The following is a 14,858-nucleotide window of genomic DNA, read 5'->3' as shown; positions in this document are numbered from 1 at the left end:
ATAAAATTATAAAATTATTAATTTATAATTTTATAAAACTATAAAAAGGATAGAAGTTCTTCTATCCTTTTTATTTATACCGAAAAGTGAGAATCACTGTAATTCAATATATGATATTCAAAATTTAAGTATCCACCAGCTATTAATACGTAAAACTTAAAACAGTCGATTCCTATTTCATTAATTAGTCGTTGACCATATCCCCAGATTTCATCTGAAAGATTTTCAAGTGTTATATACTTAAGCTCATATTGCTTTATAATGTTCATTCTAAACAGCTCCATTTATGTTTCTGGTAAAATTCAATATGACGTATTTCATCGTAGTGAATTTTGTCTTTTCCAACGTAGATTCCCAGCTCATCACTACCTAAGATCTTGCTAACAATATCTTCTGGATAGTATCCTTCAGCGTTTCGTTCTTCTTTTTGAATACATACTGATCTATTTTTTATGACTGCAGCGTTCAGTACTTCCGCAATCTCTTCAGTCGTCATTTGTTCTTTTGCCAAATTATGATTTGCACGTTGCTCATTGTCCGCATCGATCTCTTCCGTGTGATCGGACAAATAGAATCCTGCCCATTTCAACCGTCCACGATCGTTATAATCAATCATTTTTAAGCCCCCCATTGCCTCCTGCATGGCCACCAACCAATGTACTTCTAGTAATACTACGAGCGCCTTCTAACATAGAAGAAGCATGTACAATCGACGTAAAACCATATTTTTGCCGAATCTTGTCAATAATTTTATCTAAATTTTCTTCGTCAATTTGCTTTTGTGGATCACTAAATAAATCCAGCTGAAGCGAATCAGTGTACACAAGCTTGCTATAGGTTATTCCAACGTGCCTTACTTCTTGTCCTTCATAATACTTATCAAACAAGAAAAGACAGTAATTCTGCAATTCCTTTGTATTATCTGTTATAGGGATCTTCATCTGGTGTGAAAAACCTGGTCTCGTTTCTAAGATCGACGTGCCAATGTATAAATGGACACAACCTGTTTTACAGTTATGTTGCCTGATACGAATAGCTACTTGTTCCGCCATTTCTTTTACCACCAGTTCGATTTCATTTCTCCTGGTATAATCTCGTGGTAACACTTGTGAATTACCATATGATTTTTCCTTTGTCGGTTCTGGTGGGATCGCTATATCTGTTCGATCGATCCCGTTCGCATGAAAATACAGCTGTAAGCCAATCACACCTAAATGGCTCTTAATAGTGTATGGATTCCAATTAGCTAAGTCTTTAATACTCATGATACCAATTTGGTTGAGTCTTTTTTTCATTCGAGATCCAATACCCCAAAGGTCTGTCATTTCAGGAATATTCCATACTTTATCAGGAACATTTTGATACGTCCATTCAGCAAGGAATCCATCATTATGTTTTGCTTCATTGTCTAAAGCAAGTTTAGCTAATAAGGGATTATCTCCGACACCTACTGTAGCAAGCAATCCTAGCTCTTCTTTAATATTCTCCTGGATCATTTGAGCCAGCTTCTTTCTCCGTTGACTTCTTGTTCCTTCAGTCGTAAAAAGATTCATTGATCTGGTCACTTTTAAGATCGATTCATCGATCGAGTAAATCAATAAATCTTCGTCTGCTACATACCTTCTGAAAATATTGTTTACCTGCATATTTCGCTTAATATAGAGATTCATGCGTGGTGGAACGACATGTAACGTTTTAGGAAAAGGTTGCGGTAGATCTCGTGGTCGACTGACATTAGAAATACCGTACTTCTTCTTTGCAGCTGGTGAAGAAGCTAAAATCAACCCTGATCCTGTATTATCCGCTCGACTCATGACGACTAATTCAGTCGTTAATGGATCTAAATTCCTTTCTATACATTCGACACTTGCGTAAAAGCTTTTCATATCGATCAAAAAGTAATCATTTACTGGCTCTTTTGAATAATCCATCATAAATAACACTCCATTCTTCCACATTATACAAACATACGTTCGTTTTTGTAAAGAAGAATCGATTAAATGTACAAAAAAAGAAGCATAGGTAAGTTATTTCCCTACTTCTTCTGTTGATTTGTAAAATCAACACATTGTATCACTTTATTAAATGGATATTTACTATTAGTCTTGTGAAAATTTGAAAATAAGTGTCGTATTATCCAGTTTTGCTTAGTTATATTAGAAAAAAATAAGAAATTCAAAAAAGAAAAAACTTTCCTTAAAAACAAAAAATAGGAGTATTCAGTTTCTTAATAGTTTTGTAATAGTTGTATGTAGAAGTTTTCTTAATAGTTTTTGTAATAATTTATTAATCGTAGTTTATATAACTTATTTGTAAGTGACTAGAGAATTAAATAAAAAATAATTACTATCTAGTACGAAATTAATTACATAGGATAATATATTAAGGTGCTGGACTACAAGTAAAAAATACTGTATGATCATGACAGATTCAAGAAAGGAGCAATAAGATTGGTTAAGATAGCAGGACTTTCTAAAGGTGGAAAAACCGTTTCACAACTTTATAAACAAAACTACAGAGACTGGAGACAGTTCAGAAAAAACATTAAGGATTCTTACTTTATTCTACCAACAGAACTTGAAAAATATTTACCGAATAACAAAGCTATTAATTTATATCTGTATTACTGTTTTAAGGCAAAGAATGAAGGCGGGGATTCCTGGCATTCGGTCAATACCATAGCAGAGTCTCTAGGAGTGACAACTAAAACTATAAACACCTGGAATAAAACCTTAGTTGATTTAGGTATGATTGCACGTATAGACGATAACCATCTCAGTAAATCGACAATTTTACTTCCTCTCTCTAGTTACTATAAATTAGCCCTTGATAGTTCTTTAAAGGATGTTACCGAGAGCACTGTCCATGAAATTGATGGCAACTTGGTTGCAGTTTATCATTTGTTTGAATGGAGAAAAAATGAGGCTGATGAAAATTATAACGTTCCTTATAACACACTCTGTTGTGTTTTTAAAAGAAAAACACAAAAAGATACTATCTATAAATTTATCTTGGTCCAAGATGAGAAAATAAGTAATTTCGAATTAAGCACTCCTTCTAGTAAGATTTATGACGATGCATATAGATTTGAATGTCAAGATCTAGAAGCCCTCCTTTCCGCAAATAATCTAAACAATATAGAACATGAAAACTTTGTTGTAAACACTAGATTTAATTTAGTTTCTGAAAAGGACTCAGATTTGTTAGATTTGCTGATAGAGCTTACTAAAAATCTAGATAAGAAAGAAAACATTACTGTACTATAACTAGCATCGGTCCATCATTAAGTTTGGACTATTAGAACACTTGCTATTACAGAAAAAGGTATGCTAGCCACGCTTACTATTTATTGGTATCAAACAAGTATCTTAATTTGAAAGGAAGATGATTTATGGCTAATTTATATATAGAGAACAAAGGAGACTTGAATGCCATTATTACTTTAATCGTAGTTATGGTAAAATCAATAGGTAATATCACAATAGGAATGCTGTTTATTATATTAGCAGCAGTGCTGATTTTTATGATAGTTATTTGGTTCTTAAATGAAAGATCTAAAGACAATCAACACCGTAGGGATATGGAGATAAAATCAATAGAGTCAATAGATTATTTATCGATAATAACACTAAAAAAGCCACGTTCCTAAACGTGACTTACGCTGAACGATATGTGTTGTTTGGTAGACGAACAAATCGTTCATTATAAATATATGATGGTATCCTAATATAGTAAGCGTGGCTAGCATACCTTTAATTACTTTACCTTTTACAGTTACCATACACATTTTTTGAGCAGAAATCAAGTAAATAAAAAAATATTATATTTCACAACATGCTAATAGACTCATATCTAGAACGCATTAAGTATTTACCTGTCTGGTTCGCTGAGACTTCTTTTTTAACTTTCTTCAATTTTCTTCTTTATTCTAAAAAGCGTACTGCGACTGAAACCGGTTATAGCTTCAACTTCCTTATACGATTTACCTGAAGTAAGCAGTTCATATGCGTGCCTCTTCTTCGGTGTGATTGTTGCTTTCGGACGTCCTTCTCTGAAATTAGGATTATTCTTTCTTGCAAACATTTTTCCTTCTTGGGTACGTTCCACAATCATATCACGTTCCATTTCTGCTACACTCAACAACGTCCGTGTCACCATTCGCCCCATGGACGTATTTTCAATCGTTCCTAGATTCAAAACCTTGATCGTTACGTTATCATCGAGTAAAGGTTCAATGATCTCTAATGCTTCTCTCGTGTTACGAGCAAATCGATCAAGCTTCGTAACAACTATTTCATCTCCAGGCTTCAGACCAGCCAACAGCTGATTGAATTTTGGCCGATCCCGTTTTGTACCCGTAAATTTTTCTGAAAAAATATTCTTCTTCTCTACGCCGTTCTCAAGCAACTGTTGAATTTGTTCTTTTGTACTTTGAGAAGCGGTTGAGACACGTGCATATCCATATTTCGTCATTTGGTCCACCTACTTTTACAAATCATCTATCGTATACTCAGAATACCCTTCATAGAAATAGCTGACATCGATTCCTTTCATATATAACTCGCGATCGTCAATTTTATCAGTCAGAGCATTGGAAATTAGATAGCGTATTTCCAAATCGTTTATGGGACTTCGCTCCATTGCAGAAAGATAGTCTGCTTTATCGATTAAGTTCCAATCTACAACTTTTTGCAATTCTTCCTTTAAAATGAGATCCAGCCAAATTCTAGTACTTCGGCCATTTCCTTCTCGAAATGGGTGAGCGATATTCATCTCCACATATTTCTTGATAATCTCTTCAAAAGAAGTTTGTGGCATCTGATCAATATGCTGTAACGAATGTTCTAAATACATAACTGGTGCAAATCGAAAATTTCCTTTTGCAATATTGACCGATCGGATTTTTCCGGCAAAATCGTAAATATCCGAAAATAGAAATTCATGAATTTCAGATAAACCTTTAAATGTACCAACTTCGATTTCATTTATTTTTCCACAATCGTACAATTCTTTCGCTTTTTGTTTACTGAGTTTTTCTTCAACCTTAGCCAACTCAACTTGATTGGTTAATCCCAATTTATTCTCTAAAATCATGCGAAATCTCCTTAACTTTATGACATAAGTTTATGAAACACTCTCAACCCCATTATATCGCGATTTTGTTTATGTGTCAAAAACTATTGAGTTATGACACCCACACAACAAAAAATAAAGGAGAATGATTATGAGTTTTGAAGCATTCAACAAAGATAAAGATGAAGAAGTAAAAAACAATTTAAAATCTACAATTAACCCAGAGACAAACGAGGAAGAAAGTGTAAAAAAAGCCTTGCAAGCTATTATTAGTCCTAAAAACAAACCAGAAGAAAAAAAGCGATCAGTTACTTTTTCTATCACTGAAAGTCAATTGAAAAAAATGGATCAAGAAGCACGTAAGAATGGTTTTAAAAATAAGTCTGAAATGTTAGCTTCATTCATTGACGCTTTATAAACAAATAAATTGCTTATTTAATTATTTATTTAATTATTTATTTAATTACTTATAAGAGGAAAGGAACAGGTTAATGAAAACACAATTAATGGACTACTGGTTATATTTTTATCTAGGTTGTATCTATTTAGTGCCTTTGTTTCGTATTATAAAATTAAATAATAACGATACCCGTTTTATGTTACGTAAGTTATTTTTTCCACTAGAATATCTAATTCAAGTTAAAGCAGAACAAGCCTTTAATAATAGTCGATCGGCAACACGCTTAATTCACATTCTATTGTTCCCTATGAGCGTTTTAGGACTGGTAGGGGCAAGTATGCCCCTAGTGTCTTTAAACGAGCCTATGATGAAACATACGGCTATTTTAGTATTTATCACTTATTATTGCATGGTCGCAACAATTGCTTTTTGGTTTCAACCCCGAGCCGACCGAAGCAGTCAGACTAAATAATAATTATCAATTTGTCTCGAATTGGATAGAATGCTATAATCCAAATATAAACAACGTGAATAAATGAGAAATAAACTAAACAAAAAGCCCTAACTTATAAAAGCTAGGACTTAACGTTTATAAAGTAGTGAATACGCACTACTTAGTTTGCATTACTTTGACTTGCCGGAAAAAGTAAACGAGCTGGCCAACGAGTATTAGACAGTGTGACAAGATTTCTTGAGAAAGAGTTAAAGGTGACTGTTAACCGTGAGAAGACCAAAGTTGGTCGACCTACGAAAATGAAATTCTTAGGGTTCATGATTGGAGATGCCCGTAAAGGTGCGTTTTTACGAATCAGTGAACAATCTAAGAAAAGATTCAAGCAATCACTCAGAGAAGCTACAAAGCGGAATCGAGGCATAAGCCTCGAACAGCTCTTCAAGGAGATTAGGCAGAAAGTCGTTGGATGGCTAAATTACTATGGTATTGCAAAGATAAAGACCTTCATCAGTGATTTGGATGGATGGCTCCGTACAAGGATTAGACAGTACATCTGGAAATCATGGAAAAGTGTCAAAACTAGATTTAAGAACCTAATGAAGTTTGGTATGACCAGAAACTGGGCATGGTCATGCGCCAATACCCGAAAGGGTTATTGGCGTACGGCACATAGTAAAACTATGACTTTTACTTTTAAGAAGGAAAGACTTGATGCTCTTGGACTTATAGATATGTCCAAGAGACTTGAGTTTATTCAAAATACCTAATTAGTGAACCGCCGTATACGGGACCGTAGGTTCTGTTGCAAAGTTTTAAATAAAGAATAAAATCCCTTACGGTATCTATGATTTAAGCTGGGATTCCCAATAATACCTTGATTTCAGTACAGACCGAAAACCCGAAGAGAGTGCCTTCTTTTCGGGTTTTCTTATATAATCCTCGAATGGCTTCCATGCCTTTAATCGTGGTAGAGGCAGTGCGTAAACTTCGATAGAATTTATTGCGTCTCTTTACTGGACGATGGTCTTGTTCAATCAAATTATTCAGGTATTTAATGGTACGATGTTCTGTCCCTTGATAAAAGCCGTATTCTTTTAGTTTCTTAAAGGCACTTGTAATAGAGGGGGCTTTATCTGTGACTACAACCTTCGGTTCATCAAACTGCTTCACTAACCGCTTAAGAAAAGCATAGGCTGCTTGTGTGTCCCGTTTTTTACGTAACCAAATATCCAAGGTTAAACCATCTGCACCGATGGCTCGATACAAATAATGCCATTTTCCTTTAATTTTGATGTACGTTTCATCCATTTTCCATGAATAAAAGGATTTTTTATTTTTCTTTTTCCAAATTTGATAGAGTAGTTTGCCATATTCTTGCACCCAACGATAAATCGTTGTATGAGAAACGTTAATGCCACGATCATATAAGATTTCTTGAACTTCACGATAGCTAAGGTTATAACGAAGATAGTAGCCCACGGCTACAATAATCACATCCTGCTGAAATTGCTTTCCTTTAAAATGATTCATCGTCATTCCTCCTGCTATCTTTTTCTATTATTCTACCTTATTTGATAGTAGATTTAAAACTTTGCAACAGAACCATGAATGTAAAAGAAATTTTTTAACAGATCTTTTGAAAAAAGAAAATGCTGATTTTGATATGCAAGAATATTCTATTACTAGTCTAACGTTTGAAAAAGAATACTATCAAAGTGACTTTGAAATAAAATGGTCAGAATTTAGGAAAAAGTACAACATGGATGGTAAAAAGGCCATGCATTTTGTTGAATATAAGAAATTAATTAATCCTGAAGCGAGAACCCCTGAGAATATTGGTTATTCAAATTTTCTAATTGATGGAGAATTTTCCGTTGAAAAATTGAAAGATTTTTTTAGAGAACTTAAGGCTATGTTAGATGAAGCAAAGTTTTTTATTGTTCATACAGATTTTATATGGGAGAAAAAGCAGTATTTAGTAAGAAGAAACAAAATAGATAAAATAGATAAAAGTTCTTTAAAAAAACTAAGTAGAAATGTTGCGCCTAGATTATTAAATGCAGTACCTTATGTGAGTATGAGAAAACATTTAGATTCATTGCTGTTATCTTTATTGAAGCAAGAAATTGTAGGGAAAGAGATTCCTAATGGGTTATATTTAGATGAAGAATTACCCAAAAAAATATACACCAAGTTAAGATTCGATGCTGACGGAAAAGAGTTTGATGCTCGTACAGATTTAAAAAGAGCATATAATCATACGATTACTGTTGGTAGTGATAATGTCAGAGAAAAACATGCGGTAGAAATATTAGATGAAATAAGATTTATTAGAAAAGAAGAAGTAGGCCATGATTTAATACCTAACCATTGTGGCTTGGAACTAGTTGACATGTTGTGTTCTATGATATCTGGAGAAACACGATTTGAAGAATATAAAAAAATGGGGTTAGTTTCTGATGAAAGTGATTTGAAATCTGGTGATTTTATCAATTTGAAGTTTCCAGATGAAGAAATTATAGATTTTAAGTCCATTTTAGATAAAAAATTACGTTATAAAACAATTAATTATTTAAACTATTGAAAGAAAGCAAAAAAAAAACTCGCCAGATATCATCCGCGAGGCTCGATACAGCGAAATATCATTCCTGTATCTAAAATTATTATAGCAAACTAAAAAGAAAAATCAACCTTTAAATAAAAAAACTCGCCAGAGTACATCCGCGAGGCTCGATATAGCGAAATATCATTCCTATATCTAATAAGAGAATATCATATTTACTTTGATATTTCAAAGAATTGAATTTTCTTTTTTCTATAATCAGCTTTCCGATTTACCTTATATTCTTTATATTGTTTATTTGTGAAAATAGATTATTACTTACAAATATCACGAAAGCCAAACCTACTGCGTATAGGTTTGGTTTTTTTATTTGTTGTGACTCTAAATGTATGGGTTAGTGACAACTAATGTGATTACTAGCCCTGAATATCTAGAAGATAGATTCAGATTTCTTTTTTTATACGGTAGATTGTTTGTCTCGTAACATTGTACTCTTTGGAAATTTTTGAAATAGCAATCCCATTCTCAAGATCCTCAACGATGTTTTTATAAACAAGGCGACGTTGTGGATCTTTTGCGTCCGCACTATAGAGTTTAGGACGTCCTTTGTAAACACCATTAGCCTTAGCAATCTTAATCCCTTGTGCCTGGCGTCGTTTAGATTCTGTACGTTCCTGTTCGGCAATCATAGCCAAGATTTGAATGATTAAGTCTTTGATGAATTTATCCAGGAGAGGATTTCCAATTGCTTCAGCCATGATTGGTAAACTAGTGATGATTAGCTGCACATTTTTCTTTTTAAGGTAATTGACCGATTCAATAATCTCATCATAATTTCTTCCAAGTCGGTCGATGGCTTCCACGATAAAAATATCTTGTTCTCGGACAAATTCTAAAGCTTCCTGGAAAATTGGTCGATGAGTAATCGTTGCTCCAGATTGTTTCTCAATAAAAATTTTTTCTGCACCGAACTTTTTCATTTCTTCAATTTGCCGTTGTTCATTTTGATCGATCGATGAGACACGTATGTATGCAACTTTCAAAATGTTTACCTACTTTCTGCAACTTTTTAAAATACACCCTAATCATACATTAGAAAACCAGATTTTTCAATGTTATGCCAGTGTCTATTTAGGGTAAACTCAAATTGAACATTTAGTAAAGAGGCAGGATATGTGAAACAAGTAAAGAAAAAATATTTAATAAAATACTTAGAGAAACAATAAGACTATTTGTAGCGTTTCAAATACAAGAAGTAAAGTAATTTATTTTAAGTGTGGAAAATAGAGATATGATGCCAATTGAAACTAGGTAGTAATATAGTGTGATAAATTTCCACATAATTGTACATGCTGCTAAATAGTGTCTATACCAACAGATATAAGTAAAAGAATTGTGATGATTAATCTTAATGAATTGTTTTTGTGGATTTTGAACATATTTTCTATAGACTTGTTATTTTGCAAGGTTTTTGATACACTTTTTTGTATCATATTTCATCTTTTTTGTGTGTTATATGATTGAGTATTATCTAGCCATATTTCCATTTTTAGGACTGCTCGTTAGAGCAGTTTTTTTTTTTATCTAACAAGTTTATCTAAAGATTACTTTTTTTCAAAATAAAGATACATAAATGAACAAAAATTTCAGATAACTTAATAAACAACTTTTGAAAGAAGTGAGTAATTCCACTCATATGGTTAATAGAAGTATAATTATATATTGTTCTAGCAAAGAAGAAATTTTGGGTATTAATTTAAGTTGAGTGAAAGAATTTATAGAGAATCTGGAAAATAGTACAGTATTTAGTGTTCATATGATGATTCTAAGGTCATTTAGAATCGATTAGCTCTATAGTGGAGCTAAAAATAGTAGAAAGTATTTGGAATGGCAACAGTTTTTTTGACAAATTTTATAAGGTGCAGAACTTCTTTCCGTATGCTATTCCGATTGTCCTTGACAATGAGCCTCCTCGGATGTGACGATGTTCGGCAGGAGCTAACAGTTAAAGTTAGACTGCCTCGCTAGCGTTAGCACATCCGAGCTCATTATCAAGGATTCGCTGCGCCAATCTCTGGTTACGGTAACCAACCGGTGTCTCGTAGCCAAGTGTACCGTGCAACCGAAGGTGGTTCCACCAATTGACATAGTCAAATAACTCCAAATCCAATTGTTGTAAGGTTTCAAATGTGTATTGATAGACAAATTCTACTTTCAACGACTTATAAGTTGATTCAGCTACGGCATTATCAAAAGGACAGCCTTTATGACTCAATGATCGATTGATGTCAAAAGTTGTTAATAATTCATCAATAGCTTGGTTATCAAACTCTTTTCCACGATCAGTATGAAAAATCTCAACCTCTGTCAGAGGTTGTTTGATACGGCTAAATGCTTTTTTTACTAGAACGGCATCTTTATGTTCTCCACAAGAATAGCCGAGAATTTCTCGATTGAACAGATCCAAAATGAAACAGACATAATTCCATTTTTTCCCGACTCGTACATAAGTCAAGTCTGTTACGATCGCTTCTAATGGGTTGTCTCTTAAGAATTTACGATTCAATACGTTTGTCGTTTTGGCTTCATTGCAAGTAGAATGATGTACTTTAAAATAAGCAACAGTATAGCTCGATTTTAATCCTCTATTTTTCATGATTCTACTAATTTTTCGTCGGCTGATCTGAATGCCTCGTTTTGATAAGGCTTTTTTTATTTTTCTTGAGCCGTAGGCCTTTCGGCTGCGGATAAATTCTTCAGCGACTACTTCTTCAAGTTCTGATTCGTCTTTCTTTGGTTTTGATTGATAATAATAGGACTGACGTGATAGACCTAATATTCTGCACATCGCTGATATAGGGTAAAGATGCTTATTCGCATCGATTACTTGTCTCTTCGTCCGAATATCAGCGCTGCTTGCTTTAAAATATCATTTTCCATTTCTAATTGCTGGTTTCTTTTACGTAGTTCTAACAATTCTTTTTGTTCAGGCGTAAGATTATCTTTTTCTTTGAATGAACCACTCGTTTTAGATTGCTTTACCCATTTGTCAAATGCTGAAGCCGTTAGTTCATATTCTCGAATGATTTCTACACGTGGCTTTCCAGCTAAGTAAAGATTGACGATTTGTTGCTTGAATTCTTGTGAAAAAGTTCTTCGTGTTCTCTTAGACATAAAAATTCCTCCTGGTATGTTTTCTTCTAGTCTACACACCTTAATTTTTCTGTCTAGTTAATTGTAGCCTATCCAATTAATAATTTTAAATATAGATATGATTTATAGTTCTTAACATTAAATTCCTGTGTATATTAATTCCTCAATATATATATTGAAATTGAAAAAAATATTGCTTGGTTTCTTGATGTATATTGTTTATTTAATATAACATGTTAGATAAATGGAGGTGATATTAATGGCAAGGTATGTATCAGTGTTAGTTTTGTTGCTAGGTGTAGGAGTCAATATTATTTTACTTTCTAATATTTATATTTTTGAATGGCAAACGTTATTTGGATTGTTTTTGGGTGGATTTGGAGCAATTGCTTCTATTATTAATATAAAAAATTGTTCTTCTTCATTATTTAGAATAATCTCCATTATAGCTGCTATTATTAATATATTCCCTGTTATATATTTTATTATTTTAATTTTTTCTATTGGATAATGTAGCTTTTAAGAGCATAAAACAGATTAGAGTGTCTATATCATAGATTTTTTTATTCTATGATATAGATACTTTTTTTTTTTTAGATTTATAGATATGAATTTTAGAACAATTACATACAATCGCATTCTATTATTATTGGGAGCGTCAATAATTTTGTGTAAATAAATTGTCCTCCTGCAAAATAATTAGTTACTCAGTAAACATTGAAACTAATGTATCGGTTACCTGTTGAAAACCTTTATGGCTTCTGTTTAGAAATTTTTGATTGTATGTATCAAAAATGCTGACTAGAAAGCGTTCTAGTGATTCTTCATTTTGAAACTGCTCTTTTCTACGGCTGTATCTTTTAATTTGCTTATTGAAAGACTCGATTAGATTGGTTGAGTAAATGGTTCTACGAATGCTAGGTGGAAAATCATAAAAAGTTAATAAGTCTTGGTTTTCTATGAGTGACTGCGTCACTTTAGGATAGTTTTTCTTCCATTTCTCAATCATGCCGGATAAGAAGGTATTCGCTTCTTCTTTTGAGTTAGCTTGATAAACAGCCTTAAAGTCATCACAGATTTCTTTTCGGTCTTTGACACGTACTTTATGAGCGATATTACGAGATACATGGATACAACAATGCTGATATTTTGCTTTAGGATAAATTTGATGGATAGTATCTTTCATGCCTTTTAAGCCGTCCGTAATAAAAAGCAAGACTTCTTGAACTCCTCTGGAGTTAATATCCTGTAGCAGCTCATTCCAAACGTATGTTGATTCAGTTGGAGCAATCGCATAACTCAGTACTTCTTTAGTGCCGTCTTCTCGTATACCAATGGCAATATAAATCGCTTCTTTGGATACAGTTTGACGTTTTAGTGGAATGTAAGTAGCGTCCATAAAAATAGCGACATACTTATCATTTAAGGCTCTGGATTTAAAGGCATTTACTTCTTCAGTCAGAACTTTAGTCATGTTGGACATGGTTTGTGGAGTATAGTGATGACCGTACATTTTTTCGATCAAATCAGCAATTTCAGACATCGTAACACCTTTTTCGAATAAATGGATAATAGTGGTTTCCAATGTATCGTTTGTTCTTTTGTAGGCTGGTAAAGTTTGTTGTTTAAACTCACCATTACGATCTCTAGGTATTTCCAATGTTAATTCACCATATTCGGTTTTGATTGATCGAAAGTAAGAACCGTTTCTCGAATTACCTGAATTAAAACCAGTGCGATCATATTTTTCGTAATCTAAAAAAGCCGTTAATTCAGTCCGTAGGAGTGTGTTTATCGCTTTTTCTAAGTGCGAACGGAATAATTCATTTAAATCGCCTTTAGTGACTAGAGTTTGCACAATTTCTGTAGTAAAATCATTCATAGGGAAGTCCTCTTTTCTGTGAATTGGTTGTCGTTAACTTTATTCTACAGAAGGGACTTCCTTTTTTGTATGGATTTTTTCATTTACACAAAATATTTTATACTCTCTTATTATTCCGCCTAACATAAAATTTGATGAAAAAATAAACAGCCTTTTATCTTTTTTCTAATATATAGTTATATAGTGGATAAGGAAATAATTATTTAACTTGATTTAGAGGGAGGATTTTCACTAGTGAAAAAGACTAAAAAATTTTTGCTGTGTATGTCGGCAGGTATATTGCTGGCACCATGTGCTCTTGATTTTCAAAGTAGAGATCAAGTTTTAGCTAATACGCAAGATAGTGTACAAATTATTGATACTAATGAAGAAATACAAAAAATTGAAAATGATTATGCTATCTTGTCATTTAAAAAACAAATAAAAGAAAATAAAATAGCTTGGTATCTAAATATCAGTGGTAAACAGGAATGTTCTAATGTGAAGATTCATATATCACAAACAAAAGATGGTGAATCAAAGATTGTAACGGAATTAGAAAGTGAAGTTACCAAAGAAATTATTTCTGCGGATGAAAGTGGAGATCTGACTATTCCGGTAGATAGCAAGAATACTTATGTTTTCTTCACCGATCTAGATAAAAAAGTGTCAGTTAGCGCTAGTTATAGCAAAGATGGTAATTATTTGCCAATGATAGATGAAGAAAAAATCATATATGAAGGAAATTCTTCAGTGACAGAAGAATCAACAGGAGTACAAGAATCTACTGAAGTAGCTGACACTGATGTTTCAGAAGAAACAGTCTCTTCAGAGTCTAACACTGAGACATCATCAACAGACACAAGTGAGTCTGATACAAGTATGACTAAAGAGTCCACAAATAGTTCAAATTCAACGAACGAAAGTGAAGATAAAAGCGAAGAGAAGAGTCAAGACAGCATGTCTGAAAAAGTTGTAGCAGACGAACATCCTGAGATCAGAGGATCGGGCAAGTATGGATCAGTTAATGTACCTTCTGGTGCAATAACTATTTGGGACTTATTTTCTGTTCCTATTGGTCCTGCAAAAGTAGAGTACATGCAAAATCCATACGATAATGAAGGTAGACCATATTCTGAAGTTTCTCTATCTGGAACGAGAAATTGGACAGCGCTATGGTCTAAAAGATCTAATCGATTGGATTTTTCACATTCATTCAGGGGTAGAACTTATGTAAACTTTGGTACAAAAGAAGCAGATGGTTTTGCTTTTGTTATGCAAAATGATCCTAGAAAAGAAACAGCCATAACTAATGCACAATCTTCGAGTGATGGACAAAACCTAGGAGTTTATG

The 14,858-nt window shown here is 33.1% G+C and carries 16 protein-coding genes and 1 pseudogene; 8 read left to right on the top strand and 9 right to left on the bottom strand.

From position 1 onward, the window contains the following. Positions 1 to 74 precede the first annotated feature (74 nt). The 3 genes from IGL15_RS13965 to IGL15_RS13955 are packed head-to-tail and all read right to left on the bottom strand — an operon-like array spanning position 75 to position 1,934. Positions 75 to 269 (bottom strand): hypothetical protein, encoded by a 195-nt coding sequence (locus IGL15_RS13965; RefSeq protein WP_096573286.1) that lies wholly within the window; start codon positions 267 to 269, stop codon positions 75 to 77. Continuing rightward, positions 266 to 616 (bottom strand): hypothetical protein, encoded by a 351-nt coding sequence (locus IGL15_RS13960; protein ID WP_096573288.1) that lies wholly within the window; start codon positions 614 to 616, stop codon positions 266 to 268. The genes IGL15_RS13965 and IGL15_RS13960 overlap by 4 nt, the downstream gene beginning before the upstream one ends. Next, positions 609 to 1,934, bottom strand: a complete 1,326-nt coding sequence (locus IGL15_RS13955; protein WP_096573287.1) for a Y-family DNA polymerase — start codon at positions 1,932 to 1,934, stop codon at positions 609 to 611. Before IGL15_RS13955 ends, IGL15_RS13960 begins: the two co-directional genes overlap by 8 nt. A 516-nt stretch (positions 1,935 to 2,450) precedes the next feature. Between IGL15_RS13955 and IGL15_RS13950 the strand changes: the two genes are divergently transcribed. Both IGL15_RS13950 and IGL15_RS13945 read left to right on the top strand, forming a co-directional pair. Further along, the gene (locus IGL15_RS13950) at positions 2,451 to 3,266 is read left to right on the top strand and encodes a helix-turn-helix domain-containing protein (protein WP_002326780.1); all 816 of its coding nucleotides are present in this window, start codon (positions 2,451 to 2,453) and stop codon (positions 3,264 to 3,266) included. Positions 3,267 to 3,391: 125 nt separating this feature from the next. Further along, complete coding sequence (locus IGL15_RS13945; RefSeq protein ID WP_002326781.1) at positions 3,392 to 3,649, top strand: hypothetical protein; 258 nt, start codon at positions 3,392 to 3,394, stop codon at positions 3,647 to 3,649. 251 nt (positions 3,650 to 3,900) lie between these two features. Here the strand turns inward: IGL15_RS13945 and IGL15_RS13940 are convergent, their stop codons facing one another. Together IGL15_RS13940 and fic are read right to left on the bottom strand one after the other, a co-directional pair. After that, positions 3,901 to 4,473, bottom strand: a complete 573-nt coding sequence (locus IGL15_RS13940; protein ID WP_000170424.1) for a recombinase family protein — start codon at positions 4,471 to 4,473, stop codon at positions 3,901 to 3,903. Positions 4,474 to 4,488: 15 nt separating this feature from the next. Further along, positions 4,489 to 5,094: a protein adenylyltransferase Fic gene (gene fic / locus IGL15_RS13935; RefSeq protein ID WP_000599739.1), complete on the bottom strand. Its 606-nt coding sequence runs from the start codon at positions 5,092 to 5,094 to the stop codon at positions 4,489 to 4,491. A 130-nt stretch (positions 5,095 to 5,224) separates the two neighbouring features. Here fic and IGL15_RS13930 point away from each other — a divergent pair, with 130 nt between their 5' ends. The 3 genes from IGL15_RS13930 to IGL15_RS13920 all read left to right on the top strand — a co-directional run bounded on the left by IGL15_RS13930 (position 5,225) and on the right by IGL15_RS13920 (position 6,694). Continuing rightward, positions 5,225 to 5,491, top strand: coding sequence for a hypothetical protein (locus IGL15_RS13930; protein ID WP_010722079.1), 267 nt, complete (start codon positions 5,225 to 5,227; stop codon positions 5,489 to 5,491). 73 nt (positions 5,492 to 5,564) lie between these two features. Beyond that, positions 5,565 to 5,945 carry a hypothetical protein gene (locus IGL15_RS13925; protein ID WP_010722078.1) on the top strand — a complete coding sequence of 127 codons (381 nt, stop codon included), beginning with the start codon at positions 5,565 to 5,567 and terminating at the stop codon, positions 5,943 to 5,945. Between the two features lie 281 nt (positions 5,946 to 6,226). After that, positions 6,227 to 6,694: a group II intron maturase-specific domain-containing protein gene (locus IGL15_RS13920; protein WP_011100843.1), complete on the top strand. Its 468-nt coding sequence runs from the start codon at positions 6,227 to 6,229 to the stop codon at positions 6,692 to 6,694. 82 nt (positions 6,695 to 6,776) lie between these two features. Here IGL15_RS13920 and IGL15_RS13915 read toward each other — a convergent pair whose 3' ends face one another. Further along, the gene (locus IGL15_RS13915; protein WP_002287920.1) at positions 6,777 to 7,457 is read right to left on the bottom strand and encodes an IS6-like element IS1216 family transposase; all 681 of its coding nucleotides are present in this window, start codon (positions 7,455 to 7,457) and stop codon (positions 6,777 to 6,779) included. 61 nt (positions 7,458 to 7,518) lie between these two features. Here IGL15_RS13915 and IGL15_RS13910 point away from each other — a divergent pair, with 61 nt between their 5' ends. After that, the gene (locus IGL15_RS13910; protein WP_096573170.1) at positions 7,519 to 8,511 is read left to right on the top strand and encodes a glycine/betaine ABC transporter substrate-binding protein; all 993 of its coding nucleotides are present in this window, start codon (positions 7,519 to 7,521) and stop codon (positions 8,509 to 8,511) included. A gap of 422 nt (positions 8,512 to 8,933) precedes the next feature. Here IGL15_RS13910 and IGL15_RS13905 read toward each other — a convergent pair whose 3' ends face one another. Beyond that, positions 8,934 to 9,533 (bottom strand): recombinase family protein, encoded by a 600-nt coding sequence (locus IGL15_RS13905; RefSeq protein ID WP_010722003.1) that lies wholly within the window; start codon positions 9,531 to 9,533, stop codon positions 8,934 to 8,936. 968 nt (positions 9,534 to 10,501) lie between these two features. Continuing rightward, positions 10,502 to 11,664, bottom strand: a protein-coding gene (locus IGL15_RS13900) for an IS3 family transposase (protein WP_086956687.1) whose coding sequence is annotated in 2 segments (ribosomal slippage) — positions 10,502 to 11,388 and positions 11,388 to 11,664 — 1,164 coding nt in all. Because the reading frame shifts where the segments join, the coding sequence is not laid out codon by codon here. Between the two features lie 238 nt (positions 11,665 to 11,902). On the opposite strand from IGL15_RS13900, the gene IGL15_RS13895 reads away from it, so the two are divergent. Beyond that, on the top strand, positions 11,903 to 12,154 hold the full coding sequence (locus IGL15_RS13895; RefSeq protein ID WP_010721990.1) for a hypothetical protein: 252 nt from the start codon (positions 11,903 to 11,905) through the stop codon (positions 12,152 to 12,154). A gap of 192 nt (positions 12,155 to 12,346) precedes the next feature. Here IGL15_RS13895 and IGL15_RS13890 read toward each other — a convergent pair whose 3' ends face one another. Further along, on the bottom strand, positions 12,347 to 13,525 hold the full coding sequence (locus tag IGL15_RS13890) for an IS256-like element ISEf1 family transposase (RefSeq protein WP_000997695.1): 1,179 nt from the start codon (positions 13,523 to 13,525) through the stop codon (positions 12,347 to 12,349). Positions 13,526 to 13,759: 234 nt separating this feature from the next. On the opposite strand from IGL15_RS13890, the pseudogene IGL15_RS13885 reads away from it, so the two are divergent. Continuing rightward, positions 13,760 to 14,858, top strand: a pseudogene (locus IGL15_RS13885) (hypothetical protein); the annotation flags it as partial.

Origin of the sequence: Enterococcus sp. DIV0436a (assembly GCF_051711605.1) — a bacterium.
GTDB lineage: Bacteria > Bacillota > Bacilli > Lactobacillales > Enterococcaceae > Enterococcus_B > Enterococcus_B faecium.
The sequence above is the reverse complement of the archived record's forward strand: the minus strand, read 5'-3'. Positions and strand labels throughout refer to the sequence as shown.